This is a genomic window from Pseudomonas palmensis (assembly GCF_049942755.1).
GTDB classification, from domain to species: domain Bacteria; phylum Pseudomonadota; class Gammaproteobacteria; order Pseudomonadales; family Pseudomonadaceae; genus Aquipseudomonas; species Aquipseudomonas palmensis.
This window is the reverse complement of sequence record NZ_CP187958.1, coordinates 4,005,481-4,032,419: the sequence shown is the minus strand read 5'-3', so window position 1 is coordinate 4,032,419 and position 26,939 is coordinate 4,005,481. Positions and strand designations below refer to the sequence as shown.

Below are 26,939 nucleotides of genomic sequence, written 5' to 3'. Positions count from 1 at the left end.
GGTTTTTTATGCCTGGTGTAAAGCCCGCTTCGCCGGCAAGGCCGGCGCCTGCAGGGAGACCCGTTGCCGGCCGGCGAAAGCAGTACCTCACACCAACAGGCCACCCAACGCCTTGACCATCTGCTGCAACTGCGGCGCATCACCCTCGATGCGCACCATCAGCCCCTCGATCTCGCGCCGCGGCGGGTACTGTTTGCGCAACACATCGAAGGCCGCGCGCTGGGCCTGCGGGTCACGGTCAAGGCTGCGACGAAAATCCGCATCGTCGCGGCGCGGGTCGTACACCGCACGGCACAGTGTGGCCAGAGCCCAGGCCGGATCGGTTTCGGCCTGCAGGCTGAGCTGCGCCAGCCATGGGCGCGGCAGCAGGTCGGCCAGGCGCACCGTTTCGGCCTCGCCCCGCCAGGCGCAGAACGCCTGGTAGATCTGCGCCGTGCCGCGCTGCTTGCCATCCAGGCTGTAGCCGGCGATATGCGGGGTGGCAATCACGCACAGGTCGGCCAGCGCCTGATCGACCTGCGGCTCGCCCTCCCACACATCCAGCACCGCCTGCACATCGTCACGCGCCTGCAGCAGGCTGCGCAATGCCGCATTGTCGACCACCGGGCCGCGGCTGGCGTTAATCAGCCAGGCGCCGGGGCGCAGTTGCGCCAAGCGCTCGACGTCCAGCAGGTGCCAGGTCGAATGCTCGCCGCCCTTGGTCAAGGGCGTGTGCAGGCTGATCACATCGCACTCGGCCAGCACCTGCTCCAGGCTCACGTAGTCACCCCCCTCCTGCGCCTGGCGCAACGGATCGCATACCCGTACCGCCCAGCCCAGCCCGCGCAGCACCTCCACCAGACGCCCGCCGACTTCACCGGCGCCAACCACCCCGTAGGTGCGCCGCGCCAGGTCTGCGCCATCCAGCTCGGCCAGGGTCAGCAGGCTGCCCAGCACATAATCCACCACGCCCCGCGCATTGCAGCCCGGCGCGCTGGACCACTGGATACCGGCCTGGGCAAAGTAGTCCAGGGCCAGGTGATCGGTGCCGATGGTGCAGGTGCCGACGAAGCGCACCTTGCTGCCTTCGAGCAGGGCCTGGTCGACGTTTGTCACCGAGCGCACCAGCAATACATCGGCGTCCTGCACGCAGGCGCGGTCGATGCTGCGGCCCGGGTAACGGCGGATCTCGCCGAAGCCTGCGAAGAAGGCATCGAGCAGCGGTATATTCTCGTCGGCAACAATCAGCATGGCGCTCTCCTGTAAGGGAGCGCAGTGTAGGCCCATACACCCGGCTCGATCCAGCCGAGATAAAGCCCGCCGGTGTATTTCCTGACCCATGCGTCAAGGCGTAGACTAGGCGGTTTTCCGCGCCTTTATTGTGGACATCCGCCCCGTGACACAGTCGAACACCGCTACCACCCGCCTCTCCCGCCCAGCCAGGGTCGGCACTGAAGTGCGCAGCCTGCTGCAGTTGGCCACGCCGATCATCATCGCCCAGCTGGCCACCACCGCCATGGGCTTCGTGGATGCCGTGATGGCTGGCCGGGTCGGCCCGCGCGACCTGGCAGCGGTTGCCCTGGGCAACTCGATCTGGGTGCCGGTGTTTTTGCTGATGACCGGCATCCTGCTGGCCACCACGCCCAAGGTGGCGCAGCGCTTCGGTGCCGGCCAGCATGCCGAGATCGGCCCGCTGGTGCGCCAGGCCCTGTGGCTGGCCGGCGTGGTCGGCCTGGGCGGTTGCGGCCTGCTGCTCAGCGCCGAGCCGGTACTGCACCTGATGAAGGTCGACCCGGAACTGATCGCACCGTGCATGGGCTACCTGCAAGGCATCGCCTTCGGCCTGCCGGCGGTGGCGCTGTACTACGTGCTGCGCTGCAGCAGCGACGGCCTGGGCCGTACCCGGCCGAGCATGGTGATCGGGCTGAGCGGGCTGATGCTGAACATCCCGCTGAACTACGTGTTCATCTACGGCCACCTGGGCGTGCCAGCCATGGGCGGCGTGGGCTGCGGCTGGGCCAGCGGCATCGTGATGTGGTTCATGGCCCTGGCCATGGCGCTGTGGGTCGGCCGTGCAGCGGCCTATCGCCCGGCCCAGGTGTTCGCCCGTTTCGACTGGCCGCAATGGTCGGTGATCAAGCGCCTGCTCACGGTCGGCCTGCCGATCGGTATCGCGGTATTCGCCGAATCGAGCATCTTCGGCGTGATTGCCCTGTTGATCGGCAGCCTGGGCTCCACCGTGGTGGCCGGGCACCAGATCGCCCTGAACGTGAGTTCGCTGGTGTTCATGATCCCGTATTCGCTGGGCATGGCGGTAACCGTGCGGGTCGGCCAGGCCATCGGTGCCGGCGACCCGCGCCAGGCGCGCTTTGCCGCCGGGGTGGGCATGGGTACGGCGCTGGCCTACGCCTGCTTTTCGGCCAGCCTGATGCTGTTGCTGCGCGAGCCTATCGCCAGCATCTACACCACGGACCTGGCGGTGATCCAGATCGCCTCGATGCTGATCGTGTATTCGGCGCTGTTCCAGTTCTCGGACGCGATCCAGGTGACTGCGGCCGGCGCCTTGCGCGGCTATCAGGACACCCGCGTGACCATGATCCTGACCCTGTTCGCCTATTGGGGCATCGGCCTGCCGGTGGGCTACCTGCTGGGGCTTACCGACCACTTCGGGCCGGCCAGCGGCCCCAGCGGGCTATGGGAAGGCCTTATCGTGGGGCTGACCTGTGCGGCGCTGATGCTGTCGGTGCGCCTGGCGCGCAGCGCACGCAAGCGCATCCGCCAGCAGCGCCGGGGTTAGGCGAGTTTCTTGCGGATCCAGTACAGGTAGGTGCCGGCATCTTCCTGCTGCTGCACCAGTTCATGGTCCAGAAACACACAGAACTTGGGGATGTCGCGGCGGGTCGAGGGGTCGGTGGCAATCACCTTGAGCAGGCCGCCGGGCGCCAGGTCGCGGATGTGCTGGTGCAGCATCATGACCGGCTCGGGGCAGTTGAGGCCGGTGGCATCCAGGGTGGCGTCGGGGGTGAGGTCGGTCATCAGGTACTCCGGGGTCAGCGGTTGTTCGGTGTTGATTGAAGGCCTTGCCGGCGAAGGCCTCAACGCGGTTTCAGATCCAGACGACGCAGGTGACACGTCACCTCTTCACGGTCGTGATACAGCTGCTTGCAGCCGATCGACACCTTGACCTTGCGCGCCTTGAATCCGTCCTCGATACGCTCGAGCAGCCGCCGCACCTCGGCATAGCGCTGCTTCATCGGCAGCTTGAGGTTGACCACCGCCTCGCGGCACAGCCCTTCCCCCAGCCAGGTTTCCAGCAGCGCTGCGCTGCGCGCCGGCTTCTCGACAATGTCGCACACCATCCAGTCCACGGTCTGCCTGGGCTTGTAGGTAAACCCGTCGGCCATCAGGTGCTGCACCAGCCCGGTATCCATCAGGCTCTCGGCCATCGGCCCGTTGTCGATCGCGGTCACCAGCATGCCGCGCTTGACCAGCTGGTAGGTCCAGCCACCCGGTGCGGCGCCCAGGTCGACCCCGGTCATGTCGCCCGACAGGCGCTGCTCCCACTGCTCACGCGGGATGAAGTGGTGCCAGGCCTCCTCGAGCTTGAGGGTCGAACGGCTCGGCGCCTCGCGCGGAAACTTCAGGCGCGGGATGCCCATCGGCCACATCGCCGAGTTGTCCGCTGCGGCCAGCCCCACGAACACGCGCCGGCCACTGACGAAGGTCAGCAGCAGACGCGGCCTGGCCGGGTCGTCAACCAGCCGGCCAGCCTTGCTCAAGGCCTTGCACAACGGCGCCTCGAACTTGCGGCAGAAGGTCGACAGCTCTTTGCCGTCATTGGTGTCCATCACCTCCAGCCACACGCTGCCACACACCGGGTAGGCGGCCAGGTGCTCGAGCAGCACGCTGATACGGTCGGTTTCGGGCAACTCGACGAAGCTGCCGCGGGCCCACTGGCGCGGAAAGATCAGCTGCTTGAAACGCAGCTCGCGCATCAGGCGCTCGGCGCCCTCGGCGTCGTTGCACACGAACTCGGCACAGGCGCTCTGCGGCTTGCCCTTGGCATAACCGGCAACCCCCAGGCGTGCGGCATGCTCGGCGATCTCGGCGCACACTTCACCCTCGAAACCGGGCCGGCAATGCATAAACAGGGTATTCATCAACTACTCCAGAACGGCTGGCCTGCACGCCAACCCTGACCGGGCGCAACACCTGCACACGGCAAATCGGCGAATGATAAAGCAGTTTAGGAACTGGCGACACGCCCCGCCGGTCCAGTACATGGTCAGGTCCGCCAAACAGGGCTAACCTGACCGCTTAGCCAGGTCCGTGCCGTGCGGACCGTCACAGAGGCGGTGAACTGGCGACTGCAAGGATGATTGCCAGGCACCGACGCAGAAGGAGTTGGCAGATGCCCTCGCTCGACAGCCTGAAAACCCTCAAGACCCTGACGGTGGAGAACCGTGAATACCATTACTACAGCCTGACCGAGGCCGCTCGCAGCCTCGGCGACCTGCAGCGCCTGCCGATGTCGCTCAAGGTGCTGCTGGAAAACCTGCTGCGCTGGGAAGACGGCAAGACCGTCACCGGCCAGGACCTGCACGCACTGGCCGAATGGCTGCAGCAGCGCCGCTCGGACCGCGAGATCCAGTACCGCCCGGCACGGGTGCTGATGCAAGACTTCACCGGCGTGCCCGCCGTGGTCGACCTTGCCGCCATGCGCGCCGCCATGGCCAAGGCCGGCGGCGATCCGCAGCGCATCAACCCGCTTTCCCCGGTCGACCTGGTGATCGACCACTCGGTGATGGTCGATCGCTACGCCACCGCACAGGCCTTCGGCGAGAACGTCGACATTGAGATGCAGCGCAACGGCGAACGCTATGCGTTCCTGCGCTGGGGCCAGAACGCCTTCGACAACTTCAGCGTAGTGCCGCCGGGCACTGGCATCTGTCACCAGGTCAACCTGGAGTACCTGGGCCGCACCGTGTGGACCCGCGAGGAAGACGGACGCACCTATGCCTTCCCCGACACCCTGGTCGGCACCGACTCGCACACCACCATGATCAACGGCCTGGGCGTGCTGGGCTGGGGCGTGGGCGGCATCGAGGCAGAGGCGGCCATGCTCGGCCAGCCGGTGTCGATGCTGATCCCCGAGGTGATCGGGTTCAAGCTGACCGGCAAGCTGCGCGAAGGCATCACCGCCACCGACCTGGTGCTGACGGTGACGCAGATGCTGCGCAAGAAGGGCGTGGTGGGCAAGTTCGTCGAGTTCTACGGCGACGGCCTGGCCCAGTTGCCCCTGGCCGACCGCGCGACCATTGCCAACATGGCGCCGGAGTACGGCGCCACGTGCGGTTTCTTCCCGGTGGACGACGTGACCCTGGACTACCTGCGCCTGTCCGGTCGCCCCGCCGCCACCGTGCAACTGGTGGAGGCCTACTGCAAGGCCCAGGGTCTGTGGCGCGAGGCGGGCCAGGAGCCGGTGTTCACCGACACCCTGGCACTGGACATGGACGAAGTCGAAGCCAGCCTGGCCGGGCCCAAGCGCCCGCAGGACCGTGTGGCGCTGTCCCAAGTGGCCCAGGCATTCAACAACTTCATCGGCTTGCAACTGAAGGTGTCGACCAAGGAGGTTGGGCGCCTGGAAAGTGAAGGGGGCGGCGGCGTCGCGGTGGGCAATGCCGACCAGGCCGGCGAAATCGAATACGAGCACGAGGGCGCCAATCACCTGCTCAAGGACGGTGCCGTGGTGATCGCCGCGATCACCTCCTGCACCAACACCTCCAACCCCAGCGTGATGATGGCTGCCGGGCTGGTGGCCAAGAAGGCCGTGGAAAAAGGCCTGCAGCGCAAGCCCTGGGTCAAGACCTCACTGGCCCCCGGCTCCAAGGTGGTGACCGACTACTACAAGGCGGCCGGGCTGACCCCTTATCTGGATGCCCTGGGCTTCGACCTGGTCGGCTACGGCTGCACCACCTGCATCGGCAACTCCGGCCCGCTGGCCGAGCCGATCGAAAAGGCCATCACCCAGGCCGACCTTACCGTCGCCTCGGTACTGTCGGGCAACCGCAACTTTGAAGGCCGGGTACACCCGCTGGTCAAGACCAACTGGTTGGCGTCGCCGCCGCTGGTAGTGGCCTACGCCCTGGCCGGCAGCGTGCGCGTCGACCTGTCCAGCGAGGCCCTGGGCCTGGGCAAGGACGGCAAGCCGGTGTACCTGCGCGACATCTGGCCCAGCCAGCAGGAAATCGCCGAAGCCGTGGCCAAGGTCGATACCGCGATGTTCCACAAGGAGTATGCCGAGGTATTTGCCGGCGACGCACAGTGGCAGGCCATCGAGGTGCCGCAGGCAGCGACCTATGTGTGGCAGGAGGACTCCACCTATATCCAGCATCCGCCCTTCTTCGACGACATCACCGGCCCGCTGCCGGTCATCGAAGACATCCACGGCGCCCGGATACTCGCGCTGCTAGGCGATTCGGTGACCACCGACCACATCTCGCCCGCCGGCAACATCAAGGCCGACAGCCCGGCCGGACGCTACCTGCGCGACAAGGGCGTGGAGCCGCGGGACTTCAACTCCTACGGCTCGCGTCGCGGCAACCATGAGGTCATGATGCGCGGCACCTTCGCCAACATCCGCATCCGCAACGAGATGCTCGGTGGCGAGGAAGGCGGCAACACGGTGCATGTGCCCAGCGCCGAGAAGCTGGCGATCTATGACGCGGCCATGCGCTACAAGGCCGAAGGTACACCACTGGTGGTGATCGCCGGGCAGGAATACGGCACCGGTTCCAGCCGCGACTGGGCCGCCAAGGGCACCAACCTGCTGGGGGTCAAGGCGGTACTGGCCGAAAGCTTCGAGCGTATCCACCGCTCCAACCTGGTGGGCATGGGCGTGCTGCCCCTGCAGTTCGCCGAGGGCCAGACGCGCAAGACCCTGGGGCTGACCGGCCATGAGCGCATCGACATTCTCGGCCTCAGCCAGACCCAGGTGCAGCCACGCATGACGCTGACCCTGCACATCACCCGCGAAGACGCATCGACGCAGCAGATCCAGGTACTGTGCCGCATCGATACGCTCAACGAAGTGGAGTACTTCAAGGCTGGCGGCATTCTGCACTACGTGCTGCGCCAGTTGATCGCGAGCTAGCCTGAAGCAGGCCCGGCGCCGTTGCGCCGGGCCTGCACTGGCCCGCCGTGTGGCCACTGAGTTCGACCTGAACCAGAGGCACTGTGCGGCGTTGCCCGCCCGCTACCTGCCCCCGCGTGAACACCAGGTCACTAGCTGACTAACATGACAAATATATGAAAGAATGCAAACAAGTTGCTTGACTTTGCAGCCTTTCAACTACAACACGAACAGCTAAGGCACCTTGAGCCGGATCAATATTCTTTAAATATCCATTCAATAAAAACGCCTGTCTGCCGATACACCACGAAAGCCTTCCGGATAGAACAGCTTATGCGTAACAATCAGCCGATTACCCAGCGCGAACGGACTTTCCCTGCCCAACAACGTCTGATATCGACCACCGATGCCAAGGGTGTGATCACCTACTGCAACGATGCCTTCGTCGAGATCAGCGGCTTTTCGCGGGAGGAGCTCATTCGTGCGCCACACAACCTGGTCCGGCACCCGGATGTGCCGCCGGCTGTGTTTGCGCATATGTGGAGTACGCTCAAGCAGGGCCTGCCGTGGATGGGCATCGTCAAGAACCGCTGCAAGTCGGGTGATCATTACTGGGTCAACGCCTACGTCACCCCCATCTTCGAGAACAACCAGGTAGTCGGCTACGAGTCGGTGCGGGTCAAGCCCAGCGCCGAACAGATCCGTCGCGCCGAGGCGCTGTATCACCGCATCAATCAGGGCAAGCCACCCATTCCGCGCCGCGACCGCTGGCTGCCGGTACTGCAGGACTGGCTGCCGTTCATCCTGGTCAGCCAGGTCGGCTTCCTGATCGGCAGCTGGCTGGGCCACTCCTGGGGCTTCGCCGTGGCGGCCGCCCTGTCGGTACCGCTGGGGCTGCTGGGCCTGAGCTGGCAGCAGCGTGGCCTCAAGCGCCTGCTGCGCCTGGCCGAACAGACCACCTCCGACCCGCTGATCGCGCAGATGTACACCGACAGCCGCGGCGTGCAGGCTCGCCTGGAAATGGCCATGCTCAGCCAGGACGCGCGCCTCAAGACCTGCCTGACCCGCCTGCAGGACACCGCCGAGCACCTCAACGAGCAGGCGCGCCAGTCCGACACCCTGGCCCACAACAGCTCCTCGGGCCTGGAGCGCCAGCGCGTGGAGACCGAGCAGGTGGCCGCTGCCGTCAACCAGATGGCCGCCACCACCCAGGAAGTGGCCAACCACGTGCAGCGCACCGCCGATGCCACCCAGGAAGCCAACCGCCTGACCGGGCGCGGCCGCGACATCGCCGGCGAAACCCGCGATGCGATCCAGCGTCTGTCGGCTGCCGTGGGCGAAACCGGCCTGACCGTGACCCAGCTGGCCCGCGACAGCGACGAGATTGGTGGCGTGGTCGATGTGATCAAGGGCATTGCCGACCAGACCAACCTGCTGGCGCTCAACGCCGCCATCGAAGCGGCACGCGCCGGTGAAATGGGCCGCGGCTTCGCGGTGGTGGCCGACGAAGTGCGTCAGCTGGCGCAGCGCACCAGTGAATCGACCGGGCAGATTCACGGCCTGATCGCCAAGCTTCAGCAAACCGCCAGCAATGCCGTACAGACCATGGAAACCGGCCATCGCCAGGCCGAGGAAGGTGTGGCACGGGTGATGGAAGCCGACCAGGCGCTGGTGGGCATCAGCGAGGCGGTGGCCAACATCACCGACATGACCACGCAGATTGCCGCCGCTACCGAAGAGCAGACCGCAGTGGCCGATGAAATCAGCCGCAACATCAGCACCATCGCCCAGCTTGCCGACCAGACCTCCGAGCAGGCCCAGCATTCGGCGCTGCTCAGCGAGGAACTGACCCTCACCGCCACCACCCAGTATTCCCTGGTGGAGCGCTTCAACCGTTGACCCGGTGGCGCACAACCTCTGGTTGTGCGCCCACAGCGGTCTACCAGTCCAGTGTCAGCCGGCTTTCGAAATAGCGCTCCTGCCCATCGAGCGGGTCGTTGAAGCGCAGGTTGTGGGCCAGCAGCTTGAGTGGCCTTGCGTAGTCATCGGGCCCCTGCACGATCTGCGGGTAGAACGGATCATTGCAGATACTCGCCCCCAGCGCCGTCATGTGCACCCGCAACTGGTGGGTCTTGCCGGTGACCGGTGACAGGCCGTAGCGCCACCACTCGCCGTTTTTTTCCAGAACCCGGGCAATGGTTTCGCTGTTGCTGATGCCGGGCACCTCCTGCATGCGAAAGAACGGCTCGCCATTGACCAGCCGGCTCTTGTGCACCCGCGGGAACTCCAGCTGCGGCAAGGCGCGGGCAATGGCCTGGTAGTGCTTGTCGATCTGTCGGGTGGGAAACAGCTGCTGATAGGCCGAACGGCTTTGCGGGTTGGCCGAGAACAGCACCAGGCCTGCCGTGTGCCGGTCGATGCGGTGCAATGGCACCAGGTGCGGGTTGTCGAGCCGGCGAATCAAACGGCGCAGCAACGTGTGCTCGACATATTCGCCAGTGGGCGTCACCGGCAGAAAGTGCGGTTTGTCGGCCACCACCAGGTGCTCGTCGACGTGCAGGATATGCTCCTGCACCGGGATCGGCTTTTCGTTGGGTACTTCGCGAAAATAGTGGATACGCAGGCCTGGCTTGTAGGCAAGGCCCACGTCAATCGGCGCGCCCTGGGCATCCAGCACCCGCCCACGGGCGATGCGATCGAGCCATTGTTCACGGCTGATCGCCTTGAAGTGGTCGCACAGGCAGTCGAGCACGGTGGCCCAACTGCCCGGTGGCAGGCAGACAGTGCTGGCCTGGTGCTGGGCCGGATCGAAAGGGACACTCATGGACATGCTCGCCAGTTGGGGGCCGTCCATTATCCGGCATGCCTGCCGGCTCAGCCAGCCCGGGTTGCCGCAGCCTCGGTAAACTCCTTGAGCCAGCGCAGCACATCCACCGCCTCCCAGCGGCCCGGATCGTACAACGCATACATCAGGCCCTGATAACCGACCACATCCAGCGCCCGGTGGTAACCGGCGCGCTGGAACAATGCCTCGATCTCGGCAAAGCAGGTATTGAAGTGGATCTTGCTGAAAGGGGTCTTGCCCTCGGTGACCAGGCCATCGAGGCGCAATTCGAGCACGGCCTCGCGCACCTGTTCGACAGCCATGCGGTTGACGCTGTATTTCAATTGTTCGACGTTGACCATCGTCCGGCCCCTCTGGCGCAAGCGCTCACCCGATTACTGTATTTGCATACAGTGTATGAATGAACAGTACTCACTGCAACCCCGGCAGGTAGCCGGTACCCTCGCGCACCGTCAGCACCTGCTTGCGCCCTGCCCCTTCGGCGATGGCCAGGTGAACCCAGCGGTCGAACTCCAGAATGAGCTGGTCGAACGCCAGACCGCTGTCCAGGATACGTTGCGCCACCACCAGGGGTGAAAGCGCCGCCACGCTGATATCGGCTGCCAGCCCGAGGGTATGCGCACTGCCGCTCACCCCGCCGACACGACGGTTGAGCTCGTTGCTGCGGTAGGCACTGTTGACGCGGATGGGATGCCCGAGCAGGCTGCGTACCTGCTCCAGGGTCTGGCTCAGACGGCGCAGGTTGGCCAGCGCATCGGGGTCGGGCTGGTTGGTCAGGCCTTCACGCCGGGCAGTTTCGGAAGCAGTCAGTTCTTCCAGTGTGAAATGCGGACTCAGGTGCATGGTTCGCCACTCCTTGGCGGATGAGACTTCGTCACGGGTGTATGCTGCGCTGGGGATTCTCCAACAGCACCTGCGCCGTTGCATCACAGATTGTGCATCGGCATGTGAACACCCCGCTGGCGACGCTCAGCTCAGAAACGCGACCACCTGCTCGGTATCGAACGGCCAGAGCAGCTCGGCACCGGAGTCACAGCGACGCAGCACCGGAATCAGCAGGCCGTAGCGCTCGACATCGGCCGGATCATCGGCAATATCGACCAGCTCGACCAGCAGCCCGTGTTCGACAAGCGGCATCAGAATGGCCTCGGCCACCTCGCACAGGTGACAGCCCAGGGTGCCGAGCAGTTGAGTTTCAGGAAGCATGGGAAGTACCGTGAAACGTGAAAAGCGGACCCGTATTCTAGGCCCGTACACCTGGCGGGTCGAGACACCAACGACTGACCTGGGTCAGCCTGCGTGGCCTCGAGCGCTGTAAACTGACAAATTTTTTCGCGCCCGTCGGCATTGCAATGGAGTGTATTGAGTGTTTGCCAACCTGCTGATCATCCTGGCCTCGTCACTGGTGGTCATCGCCATTTTCCGGCGCCTGCAGCTGCCCCCCGTGCTGGGCTACCTGTGCGTCGGCCTGTTCGTCGGCCCCACCGCCCTGGACTGGGTCAATGAAAGCGAAGAACTACCCGACCTCGCCGAAATGGGCGTGGTGTTCCTGCTGTTTTCCCTGGGCCTTGAATTCTCTCTAAGCAAGATGCTCGCCCTGCGCCGCGTGGTCTTCGGCCTGGGCAGCCTGCAGGTGATCTGCTCGGCGCTGCTGCTGGCCGGCCTGCTGGGGCTGCTTGGCATGCCGGCCGGGGCTGCCCTGCTGCTGGGCGGCGGCCTGGCGCTGTCGTCCACCGCCATCGTCAGCAAGGAGCTCACCAGCCTCGGCGAAATCTTCAGCAGCCACGGCCAGAACGCCATTGGCGTGCTGCTGTTCCAGGACGTGATTGCGGTACTGCTGCTGACCCTGGTGCCGGTGTTCGCCGGCCAGGGCGGCCAGGCCTGGTACTGGGCGCTGCCGCTGACCCTGGGCAAGACCGTGATCCTGTTCATCGGCCTGCTGCTGGCCAATCGCTGGCTGCTGCCGCGCCTGTTCCACGAGGTGGCCCGCTCGCACTCGGCCGAGCTGTTCGTGCTGCTGGCGCTGGTGATCGTGCTGCTGACCGCCTGGCTTACCCACCTGCTGGGCCTGTCTCCTGCACTGGGGGCGTTCCTCGCCGGGATGCTGCTGGGCGAAAGCAACTATCGCCACCAGATCGAAGCCGATATCCGCCCCTTCCGCGACATCCTGCTGGGGCTGTTCTTTGTCAGTATCGGCATGCTCATCGACCTGCAACTGTTTGCCAGCCACGGCCTGGAAATCCTCGGCCTGACCCTGGCCCTGCTGGCCATCAAGGGGGTGGTGGTGGCGGTGCTGGTCAAGCTGCGCGGCAGCGACAGCGAAACCGCCTGGCGCAGTGGCGTGGCCCTGGCCCAGGGCGGCGAGTTCTGCTTCGCACTGATGGCGCAGATGCAACAGACCCGCCTGCTGCCCGAAGACCTCGGGCACCTGCTGCTGGCCGCCACCTTCTGTTCGATGCTGGTCACCCCGCTGATGCTGCGCGGCGCTCCGGCGCTGGCCGCCCGCCTGCATCGCAAACCCAACCAGGAGGTGCAACTCGAAGAGATCCAGGCACAAAGCGCCTCGCTCAGCGGGCACGTGCTGATCTGTGGTTATGGCCGGGTAGGCCAGTCCATCGGGCGCTTCCTGCGGCGCGAACAGCTGGCCTTCATTGCCCTGGACGACGACCCGGTCAGGGTGCAGGAGGCCGCCGCCGGCGAGCAGCGCGTGCACTACGGCGACTCGCGGCGCGGCGAACTGCTGGCGGCCATCGGCCTGGAGCGTGCCCGGCTGCTGGTGATCGCGGTGGACAAGACCGATGTCGCCATGAGCGTGCTCAAGGCCGCCCGTCACTTCAACACCCAGGTGCCGATCCTGGTGCGCACCCGCGACGACAGCCTGCGCGACGAACTGCGCGCCGCAGGTGCCACGGCGGTGGTGCCGGAGTTGCTGGAGTCCAGCCTGATGCTCGCCTCCCATGCCCTGGTGATGCTCGGCGTACCCCAGGAGCGTGTACAGCAGCGTATCGACGAGGTGCGCCAGAGCCGCTATCGCCTGCTGCACGGGTTCTACCAGGGGGCGCAGACCAGCCCGGTCGACAGCGAAGGCCTGCCCAAGGTCATGCTGCATGCGGTCAACCTGGGCGCCGATGCCTATGCCTGCGGTCGCCCGCTGACCGAGCTGGGCCTGGACCTGCTCGGGGTGGAAATACAGGCCGTGCAGCGCGATGGCGAGGAAGTGGCCCTGGCCACCGATACCTGCCTGCATGCCGGTGACGCGGTGCTGCTGAGCGGCCCCTCCAACGCCATCGATGCCTGCCAGGCCCGCCTGCTGACCGGGCGCTAGCGGCTGCCGTGCGCACTACCCTGGCCCGCCATGTGGGGGCCGGGGGCGCGAATGCAGCGCTGACGTGGAGTTTTTTCCGGGGTTTGTCGTGGATTGGGTTATGGTTTATCGACCGGCCGTCGTTTCGCGCCCTGATCTGGCGCGGCCGCCCGGCCTGCTGCACCAAGGCAAGGCAAATGCTGTACCACTGCCGATTGCACTGAACCTTACGCAGCGCTCGGCACTCGAAATGCCAGACGCCCACTTGACACGGAGAGACCCATGGCCCGCAAAACTGCAAAAGACATCCTTCAGGCAGACTTCGAAATCCTGGTACAGGATGCCGAAAAACTGCTGGAGCACTCCGCGACCCTGGCCGGCGATCAGGCCGACGAGTTGCGCAGGCAGATCGAGGAAAGCGTGTCGCGTGCCCGCGAGACCCTCAAGCAGACCCAGGACTCGGTACGTGAACGCAGCCAGGCTGCACTCAGCGCCACCGAGGACTACGTGCAGTCCAACCCCTGGCAATCCGTCGGCATTGCCGCTGGCGTGGGCTTTCTGATCGGCCTGCTGGCCAGTCGTCGCTGAGGTACGGGGTATGGAAACCGAAACCACCGGCTCGTCTTCACGGCGCCTTGGCGCCGCCATCCTTGGTCTGCTGCACGGCCACGTCGAACTGTTCGGCATCGAACTGCAGGAACAGAAGGCGCGCACCCTGAGCCTGCTGCTGTTCGCCGGGCTGGCCCTGGTGTTCGCCCTGCTGTTGCTGACGGCCTTGTCGGCGCTGCTGCTGATTCTGCTGTGGGACAGTTATCGCCTGGCCGGCATCATCGGCCTGTGCGTGTTCTACAGCCTGGCGGCGGTGTTCTGCGGGCTGCGCCTCAAGGCAGCGGTGTTCGACGAGTCCTCGCCGTTCCATGCCACCCTCGAAGAACTTGCCAAGGACCGGGAGCGCCTGTTGCCATGAGCCTGCCTGAATTGCCGCAAACCACCGACCGCCGCGAACTGCGCAAGGCCCTGGTACGCCTGCGCCTGGAAATGCGTCGCCAGGAAATCCGCCACGAATCCGGGCAACTGCTCAAGCCGCTGACACGCCTGCGCGGGGTGGGCGACTCCCTGCAAGGCGGGCTGCAGGGCGGCCTGGGCATCAAGCACGCGCCCCTCTGGGGTATCGGCGCCGTGGTGCTGCTGGGCTTTCTGACCGGCAAGGGCGCACGCAACGGCAGCCTGACACGGCTGGCCGGTGTGGGCAGCAGCCTGACCCCGCTGATACGCCTGTTCATGCAGTCAAGGCGCTGAACGCAAACTGGCTGCATTCTTGCAATACGAGGCGGCGGGCCGCAGGCTTGCCGTGCTGAGCATCCGGCCAGCCGTCTCGTAAAAACAAGGAGCCGCCGTGTACGACGGGCACCCGCTCGCCTGCTATCAACCCTTCATCGATACGGCCACTGGCCGCATCGCCGGTATCGAAGCCCTTGGCCGACTGGTTCAGGCCGACGGCCAGCTGCGCTCGGTCGGCCCGCTGTTCATTGACCCGCAAATGCCCACCGCAGCCCTGCGCACCCTCGATCGCACGCTGCGTGGCCAGGCCCTGGCAACCTTCAGCCAGGCACCGGGCGACTGGTTTCTGAGCCTGAACATCTCGCCCCGCTGGATCAGCGAGCTGGCTGCCGACGAGCCCTTGCCCAGCCTGATGCAGGTACGACAGCACGGCATCGATCCACGCCGGGTGGTCTTCGAGATCACCGAACAGGGCGGCGACCTGCAGCGCCTGGCCGATGTGGTCACGCGCTATCGCCAGGCCGGCGCACGCATCGCCATCGATGATTTCGGCGCCGGCTACTCGCAGCTGGACCGGGTGCTGGCGCTGCAGCCAGACATTCTCAAGCTCGACATGCGCCTGTTCCAGGCCGCCGCCCGCGGCGGGCCCAGCAGCGAAGTGGTCAAGGCCCTGGCCCAGATGGCCGAGAAGACCGGGTGCTGGATCATTGCCGAAGGCGTCGAGAACGAGGCCGAGCTTGACTTCGCCCTGGAATGTGGCGCGCGTTACCTGCAGGGCCACCTGTTCGCCCAGGCCCAGGCCGGTTTTTTCGCCAGCGATGCATTCGTCACCCGCTTCGGCCACCTGCGCGAGCGCTACGTGCAGGCCAAGCTGGACGAGCGCGCACGGCTGATGCAGCGCCGCCAGCAACTGGCCGAACTGATGCCCCGGCTGCAGGCCTGGGCGCAGGCCCAGGCCTCGGTCGAACAGTTGCCGAACCTGCACGCCTACCCTTGGGTGCTGCGGTTTTTTCTGTGTGACCGGCACGGCACCCAGCTCACCCCCAATCTGGAATGGCACGGCCAGCACTGGCACGTGAACAACGGCTACCAGGGCCACAACTGGTCATGGCGGCCCTACTTTTATCACCTGCTGGCCGAGGGCTGGGATGAGCGCCGGTTGATTCTGTCCAGCACCTACCGCGACGCCACCACCAACCAGTACTGCATGACCGCCGGCCAGTTCTTCGACGACGGGCGCCGCCTGCTGCTGATCGACCTGGATGCCGATGGCCTCTGAGGGTTGCGGCCACGTCCGGGACACGGGAAGCTAGGGGCCTGCCCCGCACTGGAGAACCGGCCTTGGACTGGCACACACTGCTTACCCGCGAACGCCTCGGCAAAACCCTGCACAGCCCCGAAGAACTCGGGCGCAGCCCCTTCCACAAGGACCACGACCGGATCATCTTCTCGGGTGCCTTTCGCCGCCTGGGGCGCAAAACCCAGGTACACCCGGTCACCAGCAACGATCACATCCACACGCGCCTGACCCACTCGCTGGAGGTCAGTTGCGTGGGCCGCTCGCTGGGCATGCGGGTGGGCGAGACACTGCGCGACAGCCTGCCGGACTGGTGCGCGCCCAGCGACCTGGGCATGGTGGTGCAGTCTGCCTGCCTGGCCCACGATATCGGCAACCCGCCGTTCGGCCACTCCGGCGAGGACGCAATCCGGCACTGGTTTCAGCAGGCCGCCGGACGCGGCTGGCTGGATGCGATGAGCGATGCCGAACGGGGCGACTTCCTCAATTTCGAAGGCAATGCCCAGGGCTTTCGCGTGTTGACCCAACTGGAGTATCACCAGTTCGATGGCGGCACGCGCCTCACCTACGCCACCCTGGGCACCTACCTCAAGTACCCCTGGAGCGCCCGCCACGCCGATGCCCTGGGCTACAAGAAGCACAAGTTCGGCTGCTACCAGAGCGAGCTGCCGTTGCTGGAGCAGATCGCACGCAAGCTGGGCATGCCGCAACTCGAGCCGCAACGCTGGGCCCGGCACCCGCTGGTGTACCTGATGGAGGCCGCCGACGATATCTGCTATGCGCTGATCGACCTGGAAGACGGCCTGGAAATGGAGCTGCTCGACTACGCCGAGGTAGAAGCGCTGCTGCTGGGGCTGGTGGGTGACGACCTGCCGCAAACCTACCGCCAGCTGGGCCCCGGGGATTCGCGCCGGCGCAAGCTGGCGATCCTGCGCGGCAAGGCGATCGAGCACCTGACCAACGCCGCCGCGCGGGCATTCGTCGAGCAGCAGCAAGCCTTGCTGGCCGGCACCCTGCACGGCGACCTGGTCGAGCACATGCACGGCCCGGCCAAGCGCTGTGTGCTGCAGGCAAAGGACATGGCGCGCAAGAAGATCTTCCAGGACAAGCGCAAGACACTGCATGAAATCGGTGCCTACACCACGCTGGAGATTCTGCTCAATGCATTTTGCGGCGCAGCGCTGGAACAGCACGGCGGACGCACGCCATCGTTCAAGCACCGGCGCATCCTTGACCTGCTGGGCAACAATGCGCCCGACCCCAACAGCACATTGCACAGCGCCTTCCTGCGCATGATCGACTTCATTGCCGGCATGACCGACAGCTATGCCAGCGAAATGGCCCGCGAAATGACCGGGCGTTCAAGCCCGATCTGATGCAGTTGACCCGATCAATACGCTGCAACTTCCACGTATGTAACGTAGGCGATTGCAGCCGTATTGATTAGTGCGCAAAACGATGTGGCGCGCTTGAAAATCAACTATTTGTAGCCTTGCGCCCAACTTATTGTAGGAATTTTCCCATATTAAGTTTGAGCGCAACTCTATTTACGTGCACGCCTTCCAACTGGGCTATGGTGCGGCTTCTTTATGGCCCCTACCTGGAAGGTGATTATGCACTCCGTATTTATTGTCGACGATCATCCCGTCATTCGCCTGGCTGTACGCATGTTGCTGGAGAACGAGGGTTATCGGGTCACCGGCGAATCCGACAATGGCGTGGACGCCATGCAGATGACCCGCGAAACCGTGCCCGACCTGATCATCCTCGACATCGGCATCCCCAAGCTGGACGGCCTGGAAGTGCTGTCACGCTTCAACAGCATGGCCGTACCGATGAAGGTTCTGGTGCTGACTGCGCAATCACCCGTACTGTTTGCAACACGCTGCATGTTGTCGGGGGCCTGCGGTTATGTATGCAAGCAGGAGGACCTCAGCGAGTTGCTCAGTGCCATCAAGGCGGTACTTTCCGGTTACAACTATTTCCCCAGCCAGGCAATAAACCCACTTCGCCATCAGGACAGCGGCGACAGCGAGATGGAACTGTTCAAGACTGTCAATGATCGGGAACTGATGGTTCTGCAACTGTTTGCCCAGGGCAAGAGCAACAAGGAAATTGCGTCCGGCATGTTTCTCAGCAATAAAACCGTGAGCACCTATAAAAAACGCCTGATGCAGAAACTCAAGGCCAACTCGCTGGTGGAACTGATCGAGATGGCCAAACGCAACGCGCTGGTATGAGTGCGAGCATGGCCAAACGTCTTCTGTTGTTCTGCCTGCTGTTCGCCGGGGCCTGCCTCGCCCCTTCGCTCTGCGCCAACGAACCCGGCGAGCGCAACTACGAGCTGCTCAGCCGCAGCGGCCTGGCGGCCATGGCTGTAACCCCCACACCGGCCCAGGCCGACTGGCTCGACAAGCATGACGTGCTGGTACTGGGCACTTCGGCACCGGACTACGCGCCGTTCGACATCACCGCCAGTGGCCGCGATTACGAGGGCCTGACCGCCGACTACGCCGGCCTGATCGGCAATACCTTGAACCGGCCCATTCGGGTCAAGCGCTTCGCCAACCGCGACAAGGCCCTGCAAGCCCTGATAGACGGGCACATCGACCTGCTGGGAAGTGCCAATGGCTACGATGCCGCCCTCCCCGAGGTGGCCCTGTCGCGCCCCTATGCCGAAGACCTGCCGGTGCTGGTCACCCGCGAAAATGAAACCCGGGCACTGGACAACGGCCTCAAGGGGCTGCGCCTGAGCGTGGTTGCCCATTACCTGCCATTGAGCGAGGTTCGCGCCACCTACCCCAACGCCACGGTGCAGACCTACAGCTCCTACCACAATGCCCTCAACGCGGTGGCCTTCGAACAGGCCGACGTGTTCCTGGGGGACGCCTTGTCGACCTATTACCAGATCAACCAGGGCTACCTGAAAAACCTCAAGATGGTGAACTTCGGCAAACACGAGCCTGTGGGCTTCAGCTTCGCCCTGCGCGCCGACAACCCGCTGCTGCTCGAGCTGGTCAATACCACCCTGGACGCGGTCACCAGCGCCATGCGCACCAGTATCTTCCAGCGCTGGAGCATCGGCGACGGCATGCTGCTGACTGATCGCAAGCTGCAACTTTCCCCACGCGAACAACGCTGGCTGGCGGCACACCCGGTGGTGCGCGTGGTGGTGGACGAAAACGCCGCGCCGCTGTCGTTCTACGACAGTGCCAACAACCTGCGAGGTATCGTTGCCGACCTGCTCGAGCTGATCCGTCTGCGCACCGGCCTGCGTTTCGAGATCCATCGCAGCGCCGGCATCAGCGACATGATCGACCAGTTGCACCAGGGTCGCGCCGACGTCATCGCCACCATCACGCCCAGCACACAGCGCGAAGCCACCCTGAACATCAGCCGGCCCTACCTGGAGAACGCCTACGTGCTGGTCACGCGCAAGGGCGAGGACGAACCTGCATCGCTGCGCCAGCTGTATGGCAAGCGCCTGGCCGTGACCCGCGGCAGCACCCTCAACGACGGGCTGCGCATTCGCCATGGCGGCATCGAGCTGGTTGAAACGGAAAGCCCCGCAGCCTCCGCCGAACTGCTGTCGCGTCACCAGGTGGACGGCATGGTCACCGCGCTGATCAATGCCAATTTCAGGCTCACCACCCAAAAGCAGCTGATCATCCGCGCCAACATCGGCGACGAGCCGGCGACCTACTCCATGGCCACCGCCCAGGGCGCCGACGAACTGACCTCCATCCTCGACAAGGCCCTGCTTAGCATCCCGCCCCAGGAGCTGGGCGCAATCAATGGCCGCTGGCGCGATTTCAGCGGCGAACCCAGCTCCTACTGGCAAAGCCACCAGCGCTTCATCATTCAACTGGTGCTGGGCACTGGCCTGCTGCTGATCCTGTCGCTGGCCTGGAACGGCTGGATGCGTCGCCAGATCAAGAAGCGCGAGCAGATCGAGCGCGCCCTGGGCGACCAGCTCGAGTTCATGCGGGCGCTGGTCAACGGCACGCCGCACCCGATCTACGTGCGTGACCGCCAAGGCCTGCTCAAGAGCTGCAACGACAGCTACCTGCAGGCCGTTGAGGCGCGCGCCGAAGAGGTACTGGGCAAGTCCATCCACGATGCGCCGCTCACCGATGCCGACAATGCCAGTCAGTTTCAGGCGGACTACCAGCAGGTGATGAACGAAGGCCTGCCATTGATCGTCGACCGCCCCATGATGCTGAAGAACCGCGAGCTGACCATCTACCACTGGGTACTGCCGTACCGCGACTCGCTGGGCGAGGTACAGGGCATCATCGGCGGCTGGCTGGACATCAGCGACCGCCGCCAGCTGATCCAGGAACTGCGCCAGGCCAAGGAGCAGGCCGACAATGCCAACCGTGCAAAAAGCAAGTTCCTGGCCACCATGAGCCACGAGATCCGTACCCCCATGAACGCGGTGATCGGCATGCTCGAGCTGGCACTCAAGCGCGCCGATGCCGGGCACCTCGACCGTCCCGCCATCGAGGTGGCCTACAGTTCGGCCAGGGACCTGCTGTCGCTGATCGGCGATATCCTCGACATCGCGCGTATCGAGTCCGGCCACATGAGCCTGAGCCCCCAGCGCGTCAACCTGGGTGAGCTGGTGGAGTCGGTGGGTCGGGTGTTCGAGGCCCTGGCCCGGCAGAAGGACCTCAGCCTGAGCCTGGTCATCGACGAGAGCGCCTGCCGCGACGTGCTGCTCGACCCGCTGCGCTTCAAGCAGATCCTCTCGAACCTGGTCAGCAACGCGATCAAGTTCACCGACCAGGGCCAGGTACGCGTGGACCTGGCCCTGCAACCGGGGGCCGGGCCCGATACCCTGCAACTGCTGCTCTCGGTCAGCGACAGCGGTATCGGCATCAGCGCGACCGACCAGCAGTACCTGTTCCAGCCCTTCGCCCAGGTCGCCCCCGACAGCCCGCTGGCACGCAGCGGCACCGGCCTGGGCCTGGTCATCAGCCGCAGCCTGTGCGCCATGATGGGCGGCCAGCTGACGCTGCACAGCGAACCGGGCACCGGGACCGAGGTGAAGATCAGCATGCCACTGACGGGGTTGGCAGCCTGCGAGAAGCTCGCCGACCCCGTGCCCCAGCCGACCTTGCCGGCGCCGGCGGTGAAGGTGCTGGTGGTCGACGACCACCCGGCCAACCTGCTGCTGATGGGCCAGCAGCTGGACTTTCTCGGCGTGCAGCACACCAATGCCGACAGCGGCCTGAGTGCGCTGCAGGCATGGCGCCTGGAGCCTTTCGACGTGTTGATCGTGGACTGCAACATGCCGCAGATGGACGGCTACCAGTTGGCCCAGGCCGTACGCGAGGAAGAGCGCATACTCGGGCGCGCGCCCTGCACCATCCTGGCCTACACCGCCAACACCCAACCTGAAGTGCGTGATCGCTGCCACGCCGCGGGCATGAACGACTGCCTGCTCAAACCCATCACCCTGCATGAACTCAGCCAGCGCCTGAACGACGCTCCCCTGTCGGCAGGACGCGCCCGTGGTGACATGCCCCTGATCGACCTGATGGGGCTGGGGCCGATCATCGGCAACGACCCAGGCGAACTGCGCCGCCTGCTCGAACAGTTGCTCAGCTGCGCCCCGATCGACCGTCAGCAGCTGCTCGACGCCGATACTCGCGGCTCGCCGGCAATACTCAGGGACGCTGCACACAAGGTGCTGGGGGTGGCGCGCATGGTGCAGTCCGAAGCGCTGATGCTGGCCTGCGAACGGCTGGAAGCGGCGTGCGAGGACGCTGCGCCAGAACCTGTGCTCAGGCGACGCAAACGGCAGGTGCTAAGGGCAATGAACGAGGTGGATCAGGCGTTGCGCGATACGCTGGAGGCGCTGTCGCAGCCCACGGGAACGGGGCCGATGCAGGGGTAGAACGCAAGCGGCAGCCACCAGGGCTGCCGCTTTGACGAGGTATCAGCTAGCCGGGTTGACCGGCTTTTCCGGATACCAGGCATCCAGCAACGGGCTGACTTCGATCTTGGTCAGCTCGCTGCGGCCTTTGAGCCATGCCTGCACTGCAGCACGCTGCTCTTCGGTGACCGAGCCACGATCTGCCTTGCAGACCAGACCGAAGTCGTCGCCGCCGACGTAGTCCAGGCCGTTGGCATCCATGGCTTCATCCAGGAAGGCGTCGAGGAAAGCGTCAATGGCTTCGTCGGACAGGTCTTCCTTGAACTCCAGGTTCAGTTCGAAACCCAGCTCCTGGAACTCGTCTACACACAGTTTTTTACGCAGACGGCGGGAACGGTTGGTCGCCATGAAACAATCCTCTTAAGTAATAACGCGCGGCACTTTACCAGTTCCACCGCGAAACTGCCTGAATAAAACCCGAAAAATCGCCGCACTGACAGGCATTGTTAGGCACATGGGCAGCATGCGTGGTGCATAATGCGCGCTATATTTTTCCATACCGGGGCCGTCACCCTATTGCGCTCTGGTTTTTTTCACCCCTCGCCTGCAGGGTTTCAGTGCAAATGACCACATCTCTACGTTCACTGCTGTTCGCCGGCCTGCTGCTGCCACTGGCCATGCCGGCCCACGCCGCCCCCGTCAACACCACCCTTTCGCCCAAGGTGCAACAGGCCCTCAAGACCAACAAGCTCGACGGCTCCGCGCTGTCGCTGGTGATGCTGCCGCTCAATGGCCCGGGCACACCCACGGTGTTCAACGCCGATGTGTCGGTCAACCCGGCCTCGACCATGAAACTGGTCACCACTTATGCCGCGCTGGAAATGCTCGGCCCGACCCACCAGTGGAAAACCGAGTTCTACACCGACGGCACCCTGAGCAACGGCACCCTCAACGGCAACCTGTACCTCAAGGGCGGCGGCGACCCCAAGCTGAACATGGAAAAACTCTGGCTGCTGATGCGCGACCTGCGCGCCAACGGCGTACAGACCATCAATGGCGACCTGGTGCTGGACCGCAGCCACTTCGTGCAGCCCCAGCTTCCCCAGTTCAACGACGACGGCGGCGATGAAAACAAGCCGTTCCTGGTCAAGCCCGACTCCCTGCTGGTCAACCTCAAGGCCTTGCGCTTCGTGGCACGCAACGATGGCGGCAAGGTCCTGGTATCGGTAGAGCCGCCCATCGCCAGCATCCGCATCGACAACCAGGTCAAGGCGGTACCGGGCAACCAGTGCAAGGGCGAAGTGCGCTACAACCCGGTGACCCAGGCCGACGGCGTCAGCGTGGTGGTCAGCGGCCAGTTGGCTGACGGCTGCAACTCCCAGACCTACCTGGCACTGCTCGACCACCAGACCTACGCCGCCGGCGCGGTACGTGCCATCTGGAACGAACTGGGCGGGCGCATCATGGGGGCTGACCGGGTTGCCGAAGTTCCCAAGAGTGCACGCCTGCTGGCCCGCGCATTCTCCCCGGACCTGGTGGAGGTGATCCGCGACATCAACAAATACAGCAACAACACCATGGCCCAGCAACTGTTCCTGAGCCTGGGCGCGCAGTACCGCACCGATGCCGACGGCGACGATGCCCGTGCCGCACAGCGCGTGGTGCGCCAGTGGCTGGCGAAGAAAGGCATCACCGCGCCGCATCTGGTCATGGAGAACGGTTCAGGGCTGTCGCGTGCCGAGCGTGTCAGCGCCAGGGAAATGGCCACCCTGCTGCAGGCAGCCTGGAAGAGCCCCTACGCTGCCGAATTCATCAGTTCGATGCCGCTGACCGGCATGGACGGCACCATGCGCAAGCGCCTCAAGCGCACCGCCATGACCGGTGAAGCACACATCAAGACCGGCACCCTGAATACGGTGCGTGCCATCGCCGGCTTCAGCCGCGACAGCAACGGCAACACCTGGGCGGTGGTGGCAATTCTCAACGACCCCAAACCCTGGGGCGCCTCGGCAGTGCTCGACCAGGTGCTGTTGGACCTGTACCGCCAGCCAAAGCTCAACAGCAGTACCGCAGCGCTGCAACCCTGAGCCGGGCTCAGGGCTCCACCCGGGCATGTAGGCGGTGGCTGCAAGGTAGCCACCCCCCACACGCCTGATCACATCCTGCGCGCCATCAGCGCGCCTGGATGCGCCATGCGCGGTGGATCTTGCTGTTGCGCGCGAAGTCCGGGTCCAGGGTCTGGGCGGTGATCTCCTCGACCGCGTAACGCTCCTGCAGGTGTTCGTCGAGCTGGAACTTGCGGAAGTTGTTGGAGAAATACAGCACGCCACCCGGTGCCAGGCGCGCAACGGCCAGGTCAAGTAGCTCCACATGGTCACGCTGCACGTCGAACACCCCTTCCATGCGCTTGGAGTTGGAGAAGGTCGGCGGGTCGATGAAGATCAGCTCGTACTCCTCGCGGCAGGCCTGCAGCCACGCCATCACGTCGCCCTGCTCCAGGCGGTTCTTGTCCGAGAAGCCGTTGAGCGAGAAGTTGCGCCGCGCCCAATCCAGGTAGGTTTTCGACAGGTCGACACTGGTGGTGCTGCGTGCGCCACCCTTGGCCGCATGCACGCTGGCCGTGGCGGTATAGCAGAACAGGTTGAGGAAGCGTTTGCCGGCCGCCTCGCGCTGGATGCGCATGCGCATCGGGCGATGGTCGAGGAACAGCCCGGTATCGAGGTAGTCGGTCAGGTTGACCAGCAGCTTGACGCCACCTTCGCTCACCTCGGTGAACTGACCCTGGCTGCTCTGGCGCTCGTACTGCTTGGTGCCGGATTGCCGCTCGCGCCGCTTGATCACCACGCGGCTCTGGTCGATGTTCAGCGCCTGGGGGATCGCCGCCAGGGCATCGAACAGACGCGCCTGGGCTTTTTCCGGGTCGATCGAGCGCGGCGCGGCGTACTCCTGAACATGCACCCAGTCATGGTAGAGGTCGATGGCCAGCGCGTATTCCGGCATGTCGGCATCGTAGACGCGGTAGCAGGTGATGTTCTCGCGCTTGGCCCACTTGCCCAGTTGCTTGAGGTTCTTCTGCAGGCGGTTGGCGAACATCTGCCCGCCTTCGCTCAGACGCGCCGGCTCGCTGGCGACTGAAACCACGGGCTCGCTCGGCTCGCTGCCCCGCTCGCGCTCTGGCTGACGACGCTCGCCGGTGACGAACTGATCGGGCTGCACCCTGATCAGCAGCAGCTTGCACGGCAGCGCGCCGTTCCAGAAGGCGTACTGCTTGTGGCTGCGAATACCCATGCGCTTGCCCAGATCGGGCGCGCCGGTGAATACCGCCGCCTCCCAGTTCAGGCAGGCCTGGCGCAGGCGTTCACCCAGGTTCTGGTAGAGATACAGCAGGCTGGCTTCATCACCCAGACGCTCACCGTAGGGCGGGTTGCAGATTACCAGGCCCTTCTGGTTCTGGTCGGGACGCGGCTCGAAGCTGCCCACTTCGCCCTGGTAGATCTTGATCCAGTCGCTCAGGCCCGCACGCTCGACATTGTTGCGCCCTGGCTGGATCAGCCGCGGATCGGCCTCGTAGCCGCGGATCCACAGCGGCGGACGTGCCAGCCCGGCTTCGGCGCGCGCCTTGGCCTCGTCGTGCAGCTTGCGCCACAGCGCCGGCACGTGACCCAGCCAGGCGCTGAAGCCCCAGCGCTCGCGGCGCAGGTTCGGCGCGATATCGGCGGCAATCATCGCCGCCTCCACCAGGAATGTACCCACACCGCACATCGGGTCGGCCAGCGCGCCGCCCTGGGCAGCAATACGCGGCCAGCCGGCACGGATCAGCACGGCAGCGGCAAGGTTTTCCTTCAGTGGCGCAGCCCCCTGCTGCAGACGGTAGCCTCGTTGGTGCAGGCTGTGGCCGGACAGGTCCAGGGACAGAATCGCCTCGCCGCGTTCCAGGCGCAGGTGCACACGCAGATCGGGGTTGAGCTTGTCTACCGAAGGCCGCTCGCCCGCCGCATTGCGCAGCTTGTCGACGATGGCATCCTTGACCTTGAGCGCGCCGAAGTGGGTGTTGTCGATGCCCGAGCCGTGTCCGCTGAACTCCACAGCCAGGCTGCCAGTGGCTTCCAGGTGATCCTGCCAGTCGACGGCGTTGACCCCGTCATACAGGTCATCGGCGTTCTTCATGTTGAAGCGCTTGAGCACCAGCAGTACGCGGTTGCCCAGACGCGACCAGAGGCACAGGCGATAGGCGGTTTCCATGTCGGCTTCGCCGCGAATGGCCGAGGTGTGCTCTCGCACATCCTCCAGGCCCAGCCCACGGGCTTCTTCGGCAAGCAGGCCTTCCAGGCCCTTGGGGCAGGTGAGATAGAGTTCGAAACGGTCCGACATGAGTAATCCAAGCCTTGAGCAATAGGTGAAAAGGCAAGCGCATCGCCCCTTCGCTGTTTGATCGAACGCCTTCCAGCAGGCGTTCGAATGGCGCTGACATGGCGCCGGGCCGCCGGACAACGGCCATTTACCCCAGGGTAAAAAGGCTTTGATCGTCCGGCAGAATGAAAAATTCTAGTAAAACTGCGACTTTTTATGACCCTTCGTCGTTTTGAGCCCCTGCGTTGGAAGTGATTCTCAACGATGGCGTTCTGACCTGAGCCATGAGCAAAGCCTGATCATAGCTGGCTTTGCCTTCATTTCGCCGCTGAAGCAATTTTTTACTTATCCCCTGACCCTTGGAAAGGTTACGTCCTTATGACAAAACGATCATTCACACTGTGACCTGCATTGGTTAGAACTCGTATCAGGTTGTCCTGCAACGGGGCAACACTTCGAGCTCGCCACGCCGGCAGCGAGCGCATAACCGGCAGAACGACTCTGCCCGGCCTCAGCCGAGGCCGACGGGACATTACAGTCAACAAGTGAGGGCAACACCCTATGAGAAGACTTAAGCGTGATCCGTTGGAAAGAGCATTTTTACGTGGCTACCAATATGGGGTCACCGGCAAATCCCGCGAGCTTTGCCCTTTTACTCTACCGTCAGTACGCCAAGCCTGGGTCAACGGCTGGCGCGAGGGACGTGGCGACAACTGGGACGGTATGACCGGCACTGCGGGTATCCATAGACTCAACGAACTTCACGCCGTTGGCTGAACGAGGATCTGAATTCTAGTCACCATGCACGCTCTATCCGAGCGGCGGGCTGCGGCCCAGGGGCCCCTTTTGAGGGGCCCTTTTTTATGCCCG

Annotated in this window: 22 protein-coding genes; 13 read left to right on the top strand and 9 right to left on the bottom strand. The window is 64.6% G+C overall.

Features of this window, described 5'->3' with window-relative positions; all coding sequences use genetic code 11:
* Window positions 1–87: 87 nt before the first annotated feature.
* Window positions 88–1,230: a 4-phosphoerythronate dehydrogenase PdxB gene (gene pdxB / locus ACPRTJ_RS18705; RefSeq protein WP_426427170.1), complete on the bottom strand. Its 1,143-nt coding sequence runs from the start codon at window positions 1,228–1,230 to the stop codon at window positions 88–90.
* A 145-nt stretch (window positions 1,231–1,375) separates the two neighbouring features.
* Here pdxB and ACPRTJ_RS18700 point away from each other — a divergent pair, with 145 nt between their 5' ends.
* A complete protein-coding gene (locus ACPRTJ_RS18700) occupies window positions 1,376–2,776 on the top strand; it encodes an MATE family efflux transporter (RefSeq protein WP_414602818.1) in 1,401 nt (466 codons plus the stop codon).
* Here the strand turns inward: ACPRTJ_RS18700 and tusA are convergent.
* Together tusA and rlmM are read right to left on the bottom strand one after the other, a co-directional pair.
* Window positions 2,773–3,015: a sulfurtransferase TusA gene (gene tusA / locus ACPRTJ_RS18695; protein WP_043864590.1), complete on the bottom strand. Its 243-nt coding sequence runs from the start codon at window positions 3,013–3,015 to the stop codon at window positions 2,773–2,775. The genes ACPRTJ_RS18700 and tusA overlap by 4 nt on opposite strands.
* Window positions 3,016–3,074: 59 nt before the next feature.
* Window positions 3,075–4,139 (bottom strand): 23S rRNA (cytidine(2498)-2'-O)-methyltransferase RlmM, encoded by a 1,065-nt coding sequence (gene rlmM, locus ACPRTJ_RS18690; protein WP_043864591.1) that lies wholly within the window; start codon window positions 4,137–4,139, stop codon window positions 3,075–3,077.
* A 251-nt stretch (window positions 4,140–4,390) separates the two neighbouring features.
* Between rlmM and acnA the strand changes: the two genes are divergently transcribed.
* A complete protein-coding gene (gene acnA, locus ACPRTJ_RS18685) occupies window positions 4,391–7,132 on the top strand; it encodes an aconitate hydratase AcnA (protein ID WP_043864592.1) in 2,742 nt (913 codons plus the stop codon).
* A gap of 312 nt (window positions 7,133–7,444) precedes the next feature.
* Window positions 7,445–9,010 carry a methyl-accepting chemotaxis protein gene (locus ACPRTJ_RS18680; RefSeq protein ID WP_043864593.1) on the top strand — a complete coding sequence of 522 codons (1,566 nt, stop codon included), beginning with the start codon at window positions 7,445–7,447 and terminating at the stop codon, window positions 9,008–9,010.
* Window positions 9,011–9,050: 40 nt separating this feature from the next.
* Here the strand turns inward: ACPRTJ_RS18680 and ACPRTJ_RS18675 are convergent, their stop codons facing one another.
* From ACPRTJ_RS18675 to ACPRTJ_RS18660, 4 genes are all read right to left on the bottom strand, one after another.
* Entirely contained in the window at window positions 9,051–9,935 is an 885-nt protein-coding gene (locus ACPRTJ_RS18675; RefSeq protein ID WP_426427169.1) for a pseudouridine synthase, read from the bottom strand.
* Window positions 9,936–9,985: 50 nt separating this feature from the next.
* Window positions 9,986–10,297 carry a hypothetical protein gene (locus ACPRTJ_RS18670; protein ID WP_043864594.1) on the bottom strand — a complete coding sequence of 104 codons (312 nt, stop codon included), beginning with the start codon at window positions 10,295–10,297 and terminating at the stop codon, window positions 9,986–9,988.
* 70 nt (window positions 10,298–10,367) lie between these two features.
* Entirely contained in the window at window positions 10,368–10,799 is a 432-nt protein-coding gene (locus ACPRTJ_RS18665; protein WP_123752334.1) for a D-Ala-D-Ala carboxypeptidase family metallohydrolase, read from the bottom strand.
* 126 nt (window positions 10,800–10,925) lie between these two features.
* Window positions 10,926–11,162: a glutaredoxin family protein gene (locus ACPRTJ_RS18660; protein WP_043864595.1), complete on the bottom strand. Its 237-nt coding sequence runs from the start codon at window positions 11,160–11,162 to the stop codon at window positions 10,926–10,928.
* A gap of 160 nt (window positions 11,163–11,322) precedes the next feature.
* Between ACPRTJ_RS18660 and ACPRTJ_RS18655 the strand changes: the two genes are divergently transcribed.
* The 8 genes from ACPRTJ_RS18655 to ACPRTJ_RS18620 all read left to right on the top strand — a co-directional run bounded on the left by ACPRTJ_RS18655 (window position 11,323) and on the right by ACPRTJ_RS18620 (window position 21,740).
* The gene (locus tag ACPRTJ_RS18655) at window positions 11,323–13,281 is read left to right on the top strand and encodes a monovalent cation:proton antiporter family protein (protein ID WP_123752333.1); all 1,959 of its coding nucleotides are present in this window, start codon (window positions 11,323–11,325) and stop codon (window positions 13,279–13,281) included.
* A gap of 261 nt (window positions 13,282–13,542) precedes the next feature.
* Complete coding sequence (locus ACPRTJ_RS18650; protein ID WP_043864597.1) at window positions 13,543–13,848, top strand: DUF883 family protein; 306 nt, start codon at window positions 13,543–13,545, stop codon at window positions 13,846–13,848.
* A 10-nt stretch (window positions 13,849–13,858) separates the two neighbouring features.
* On the top strand, window positions 13,859–14,227 hold the full coding sequence (locus ACPRTJ_RS18645; protein WP_043864598.1) for a phage holin family protein: 369 nt from the start codon (window positions 13,859–13,861) through the stop codon (window positions 14,225–14,227).
* Window positions 14,224–14,559 (top strand): hypothetical protein, encoded by a 336-nt coding sequence (locus ACPRTJ_RS18640; protein ID WP_043864599.1) that lies wholly within the window; start codon window positions 14,224–14,226, stop codon window positions 14,557–14,559. Before ACPRTJ_RS18645 ends, ACPRTJ_RS18640 begins: the two co-directional genes overlap by 4 nt.
* Before the next feature lie 97 nt (window positions 14,560–14,656).
* Window positions 14,657–15,820, top strand: coding sequence for an EAL domain-containing protein (locus ACPRTJ_RS18635; RefSeq protein ID WP_254998297.1), 1,164 nt, complete (start codon window positions 14,657–14,659; stop codon window positions 15,818–15,820).
* A 62-nt stretch (window positions 15,821–15,882) separates the two neighbouring features.
* The gene (locus tag ACPRTJ_RS18630) at window positions 15,883–17,214 is read left to right on the top strand and encodes a deoxyguanosinetriphosphate triphosphohydrolase (RefSeq protein WP_054916205.1); all 1,332 of its coding nucleotides are present in this window, start codon (window positions 15,883–15,885) and stop codon (window positions 17,212–17,214) included.
* Between the two features lie 237 nt (window positions 17,215–17,451).
* A complete protein-coding gene (locus ACPRTJ_RS18625; protein WP_043864602.1) occupies window positions 17,452–18,078 on the top strand; it encodes a response regulator transcription factor in 627 nt (208 codons plus the stop codon).
* An 8-nt stretch (window positions 18,079–18,086) separates the two neighbouring features.
* Entirely contained in the window at window positions 18,087–21,740 is a 3,654-nt protein-coding gene (locus ACPRTJ_RS18620) for a transporter substrate-binding domain-containing protein (protein ID WP_278929644.1), read from the top strand.
* A 42-nt stretch (window positions 21,741–21,782) separates the two neighbouring features.
* Here ACPRTJ_RS18620 and ACPRTJ_RS18615 read toward each other — a convergent pair whose 3' ends face one another.
* Window positions 21,783–22,127, bottom strand: a complete 345-nt coding sequence (locus tag ACPRTJ_RS18615; RefSeq protein ID WP_043864604.1) for a YggL family protein — start codon at window positions 22,125–22,127, stop codon at window positions 21,783–21,785.
* A 215-nt stretch (window positions 22,128–22,342) separates the two neighbouring features.
* On the opposite strand from ACPRTJ_RS18615, the gene dacB reads away from it, so the two are divergent.
* The gene (dacB, locus tag ACPRTJ_RS18610) at window positions 22,343–23,806 is read left to right on the top strand and encodes a D-alanyl-D-alanine carboxypeptidase/D-alanyl-D-alanine endopeptidase (RefSeq protein ID WP_043864605.1); all 1,464 of its coding nucleotides are present in this window, start codon (window positions 22,343–22,345) and stop codon (window positions 23,804–23,806) included.
* Window positions 23,807–23,891: 85 nt separating this feature from the next.
* Here dacB and rlmKL read toward each other — a convergent pair whose 3' ends face one another.
* The gene (gene rlmKL, locus ACPRTJ_RS18605; RefSeq protein WP_078479588.1) at window positions 23,892–26,090 is read right to left on the bottom strand and encodes a bifunctional 23S rRNA (guanine(2069)-N(7))-methyltransferase RlmK/23S rRNA (guanine(2445)-N(2))-methyltransferase RlmL; all 2,199 of its coding nucleotides are present in this window, start codon (window positions 26,088–26,090) and stop codon (window positions 23,892–23,894) included.
* A 540-nt stretch (window positions 26,091–26,630) separates the two neighbouring features.
* Here rlmKL and rmf point away from each other — a divergent pair.
* A complete protein-coding gene (gene rmf, locus ACPRTJ_RS18600) occupies window positions 26,631–26,846 on the top strand; it encodes a ribosome modulation factor (RefSeq protein WP_078479587.1) in 216 nt (71 codons plus the stop codon).
* Window positions 26,847–26,939 lie beyond the last annotated feature (93 nt).

Bases quoted from the DNA above. Each gene is read 5' to 3' on its own strand.
- ACPRTJ_RS18625 (WP_043864602.1), top strand. From the start codon at position 17,452: ATGCACTCCGTATTTATTGTCGACGATCATCCCGTCATTCGCCTGGCT.
- ACPRTJ_RS18665 (WP_123752334.1), bottom strand. From the start codon at position 10,799: ATGCACCTGAGTCCGCATTTCACACTGGAAGAACTGACTGCTTCCGAA.
- ACPRTJ_RS18670 (WP_043864594.1), bottom strand. From the start codon at position 10,297: ATGGTCAACGTCGAACAATTGAAATACAGCGTCAACCGCATGGCTGTC.
- ACPRTJ_RS18680 (WP_043864593.1), top strand. From the start codon at position 7,445: ATGCGTAACAATCAGCCGATTACCCAGCGCGAACGGACTTTCCCTGCC.
- rlmM (WP_043864591.1), bottom strand. From the start codon at position 4,139: ATGAATACCCTGTTTATGCATTGCCGGCCCGGTTTCGAGGGTGAAGTG.
- rmf (WP_078479587.1), top strand. From the start codon at position 26,631: ATGAGAAGACTTAAGCGTGATCCGTTGGAAAGAGCATTTTTACGTGGC.
- ACPRTJ_RS18660 (WP_043864595.1), bottom strand. From the start codon at position 11,162: ATGCTTCCTGAAACTCAACTGCTCGGCACCCTGGGCTGTCACCTGTGC.
- ACPRTJ_RS18615 (WP_043864604.1), bottom strand. From the start codon at position 22,127: ATGGCGACCAACCGTTCCCGCCGTCTGCGTAAAAAACTGTGTGTAGAC.
- ACPRTJ_RS18640 (WP_043864599.1), top strand. From the start codon at position 14,224: ATGAGCCTGCCTGAATTGCCGCAAACCACCGACCGCCGCGAACTGCGC.
- ACPRTJ_RS18675 (WP_426427169.1), bottom strand. From the start codon at position 9,935: ATGAGTGTCCCTTTCGATCCGGCCCAGCACCAGGCCAGCACTGTCTGC.
- acnA (WP_043864592.1), top strand. From the start codon at position 4,391: ATGCCCTCGCTCGACAGCCTGAAAACCCTCAAGACCCTGACGGTGGAG.
- tusA (WP_043864590.1), bottom strand. From the start codon at position 3,015: ATGACCGACCTCACCCCCGACGCCACCCTGGATGCCACCGGCCTCAAC.
- ACPRTJ_RS18645 (WP_043864598.1), top strand. From the start codon at position 13,859: ATGGAAACCGAAACCACCGGCTCGTCTTCACGGCGCCTTGGCGCCGCC.
- ACPRTJ_RS18620 (WP_278929644.1), top strand. From the start codon at position 18,087: ATGGCCAAACGTCTTCTGTTGTTCTGCCTGCTGTTCGCCGGGGCCTGC.
- pdxB (WP_426427170.1), bottom strand. From the start codon at position 1,230: ATGCTGATTGTTGCCGACGAGAATATACCGCTGCTCGATGCCTTCTTC.
- dacB (WP_043864605.1), top strand. From the start codon at position 22,343: ATGACCACATCTCTACGTTCACTGCTGTTCGCCGGCCTGCTGCTGCCA.
- rlmKL (WP_078479588.1), bottom strand. From the start codon at position 26,090: ATGTCGGACCGTTTCGAACTCTATCTCACCTGCCCCAAGGGCCTGGAA.
- ACPRTJ_RS18650 (WP_043864597.1), top strand. From the start codon at position 13,543: ATGGCCCGCAAAACTGCAAAAGACATCCTTCAGGCAGACTTCGAAATC.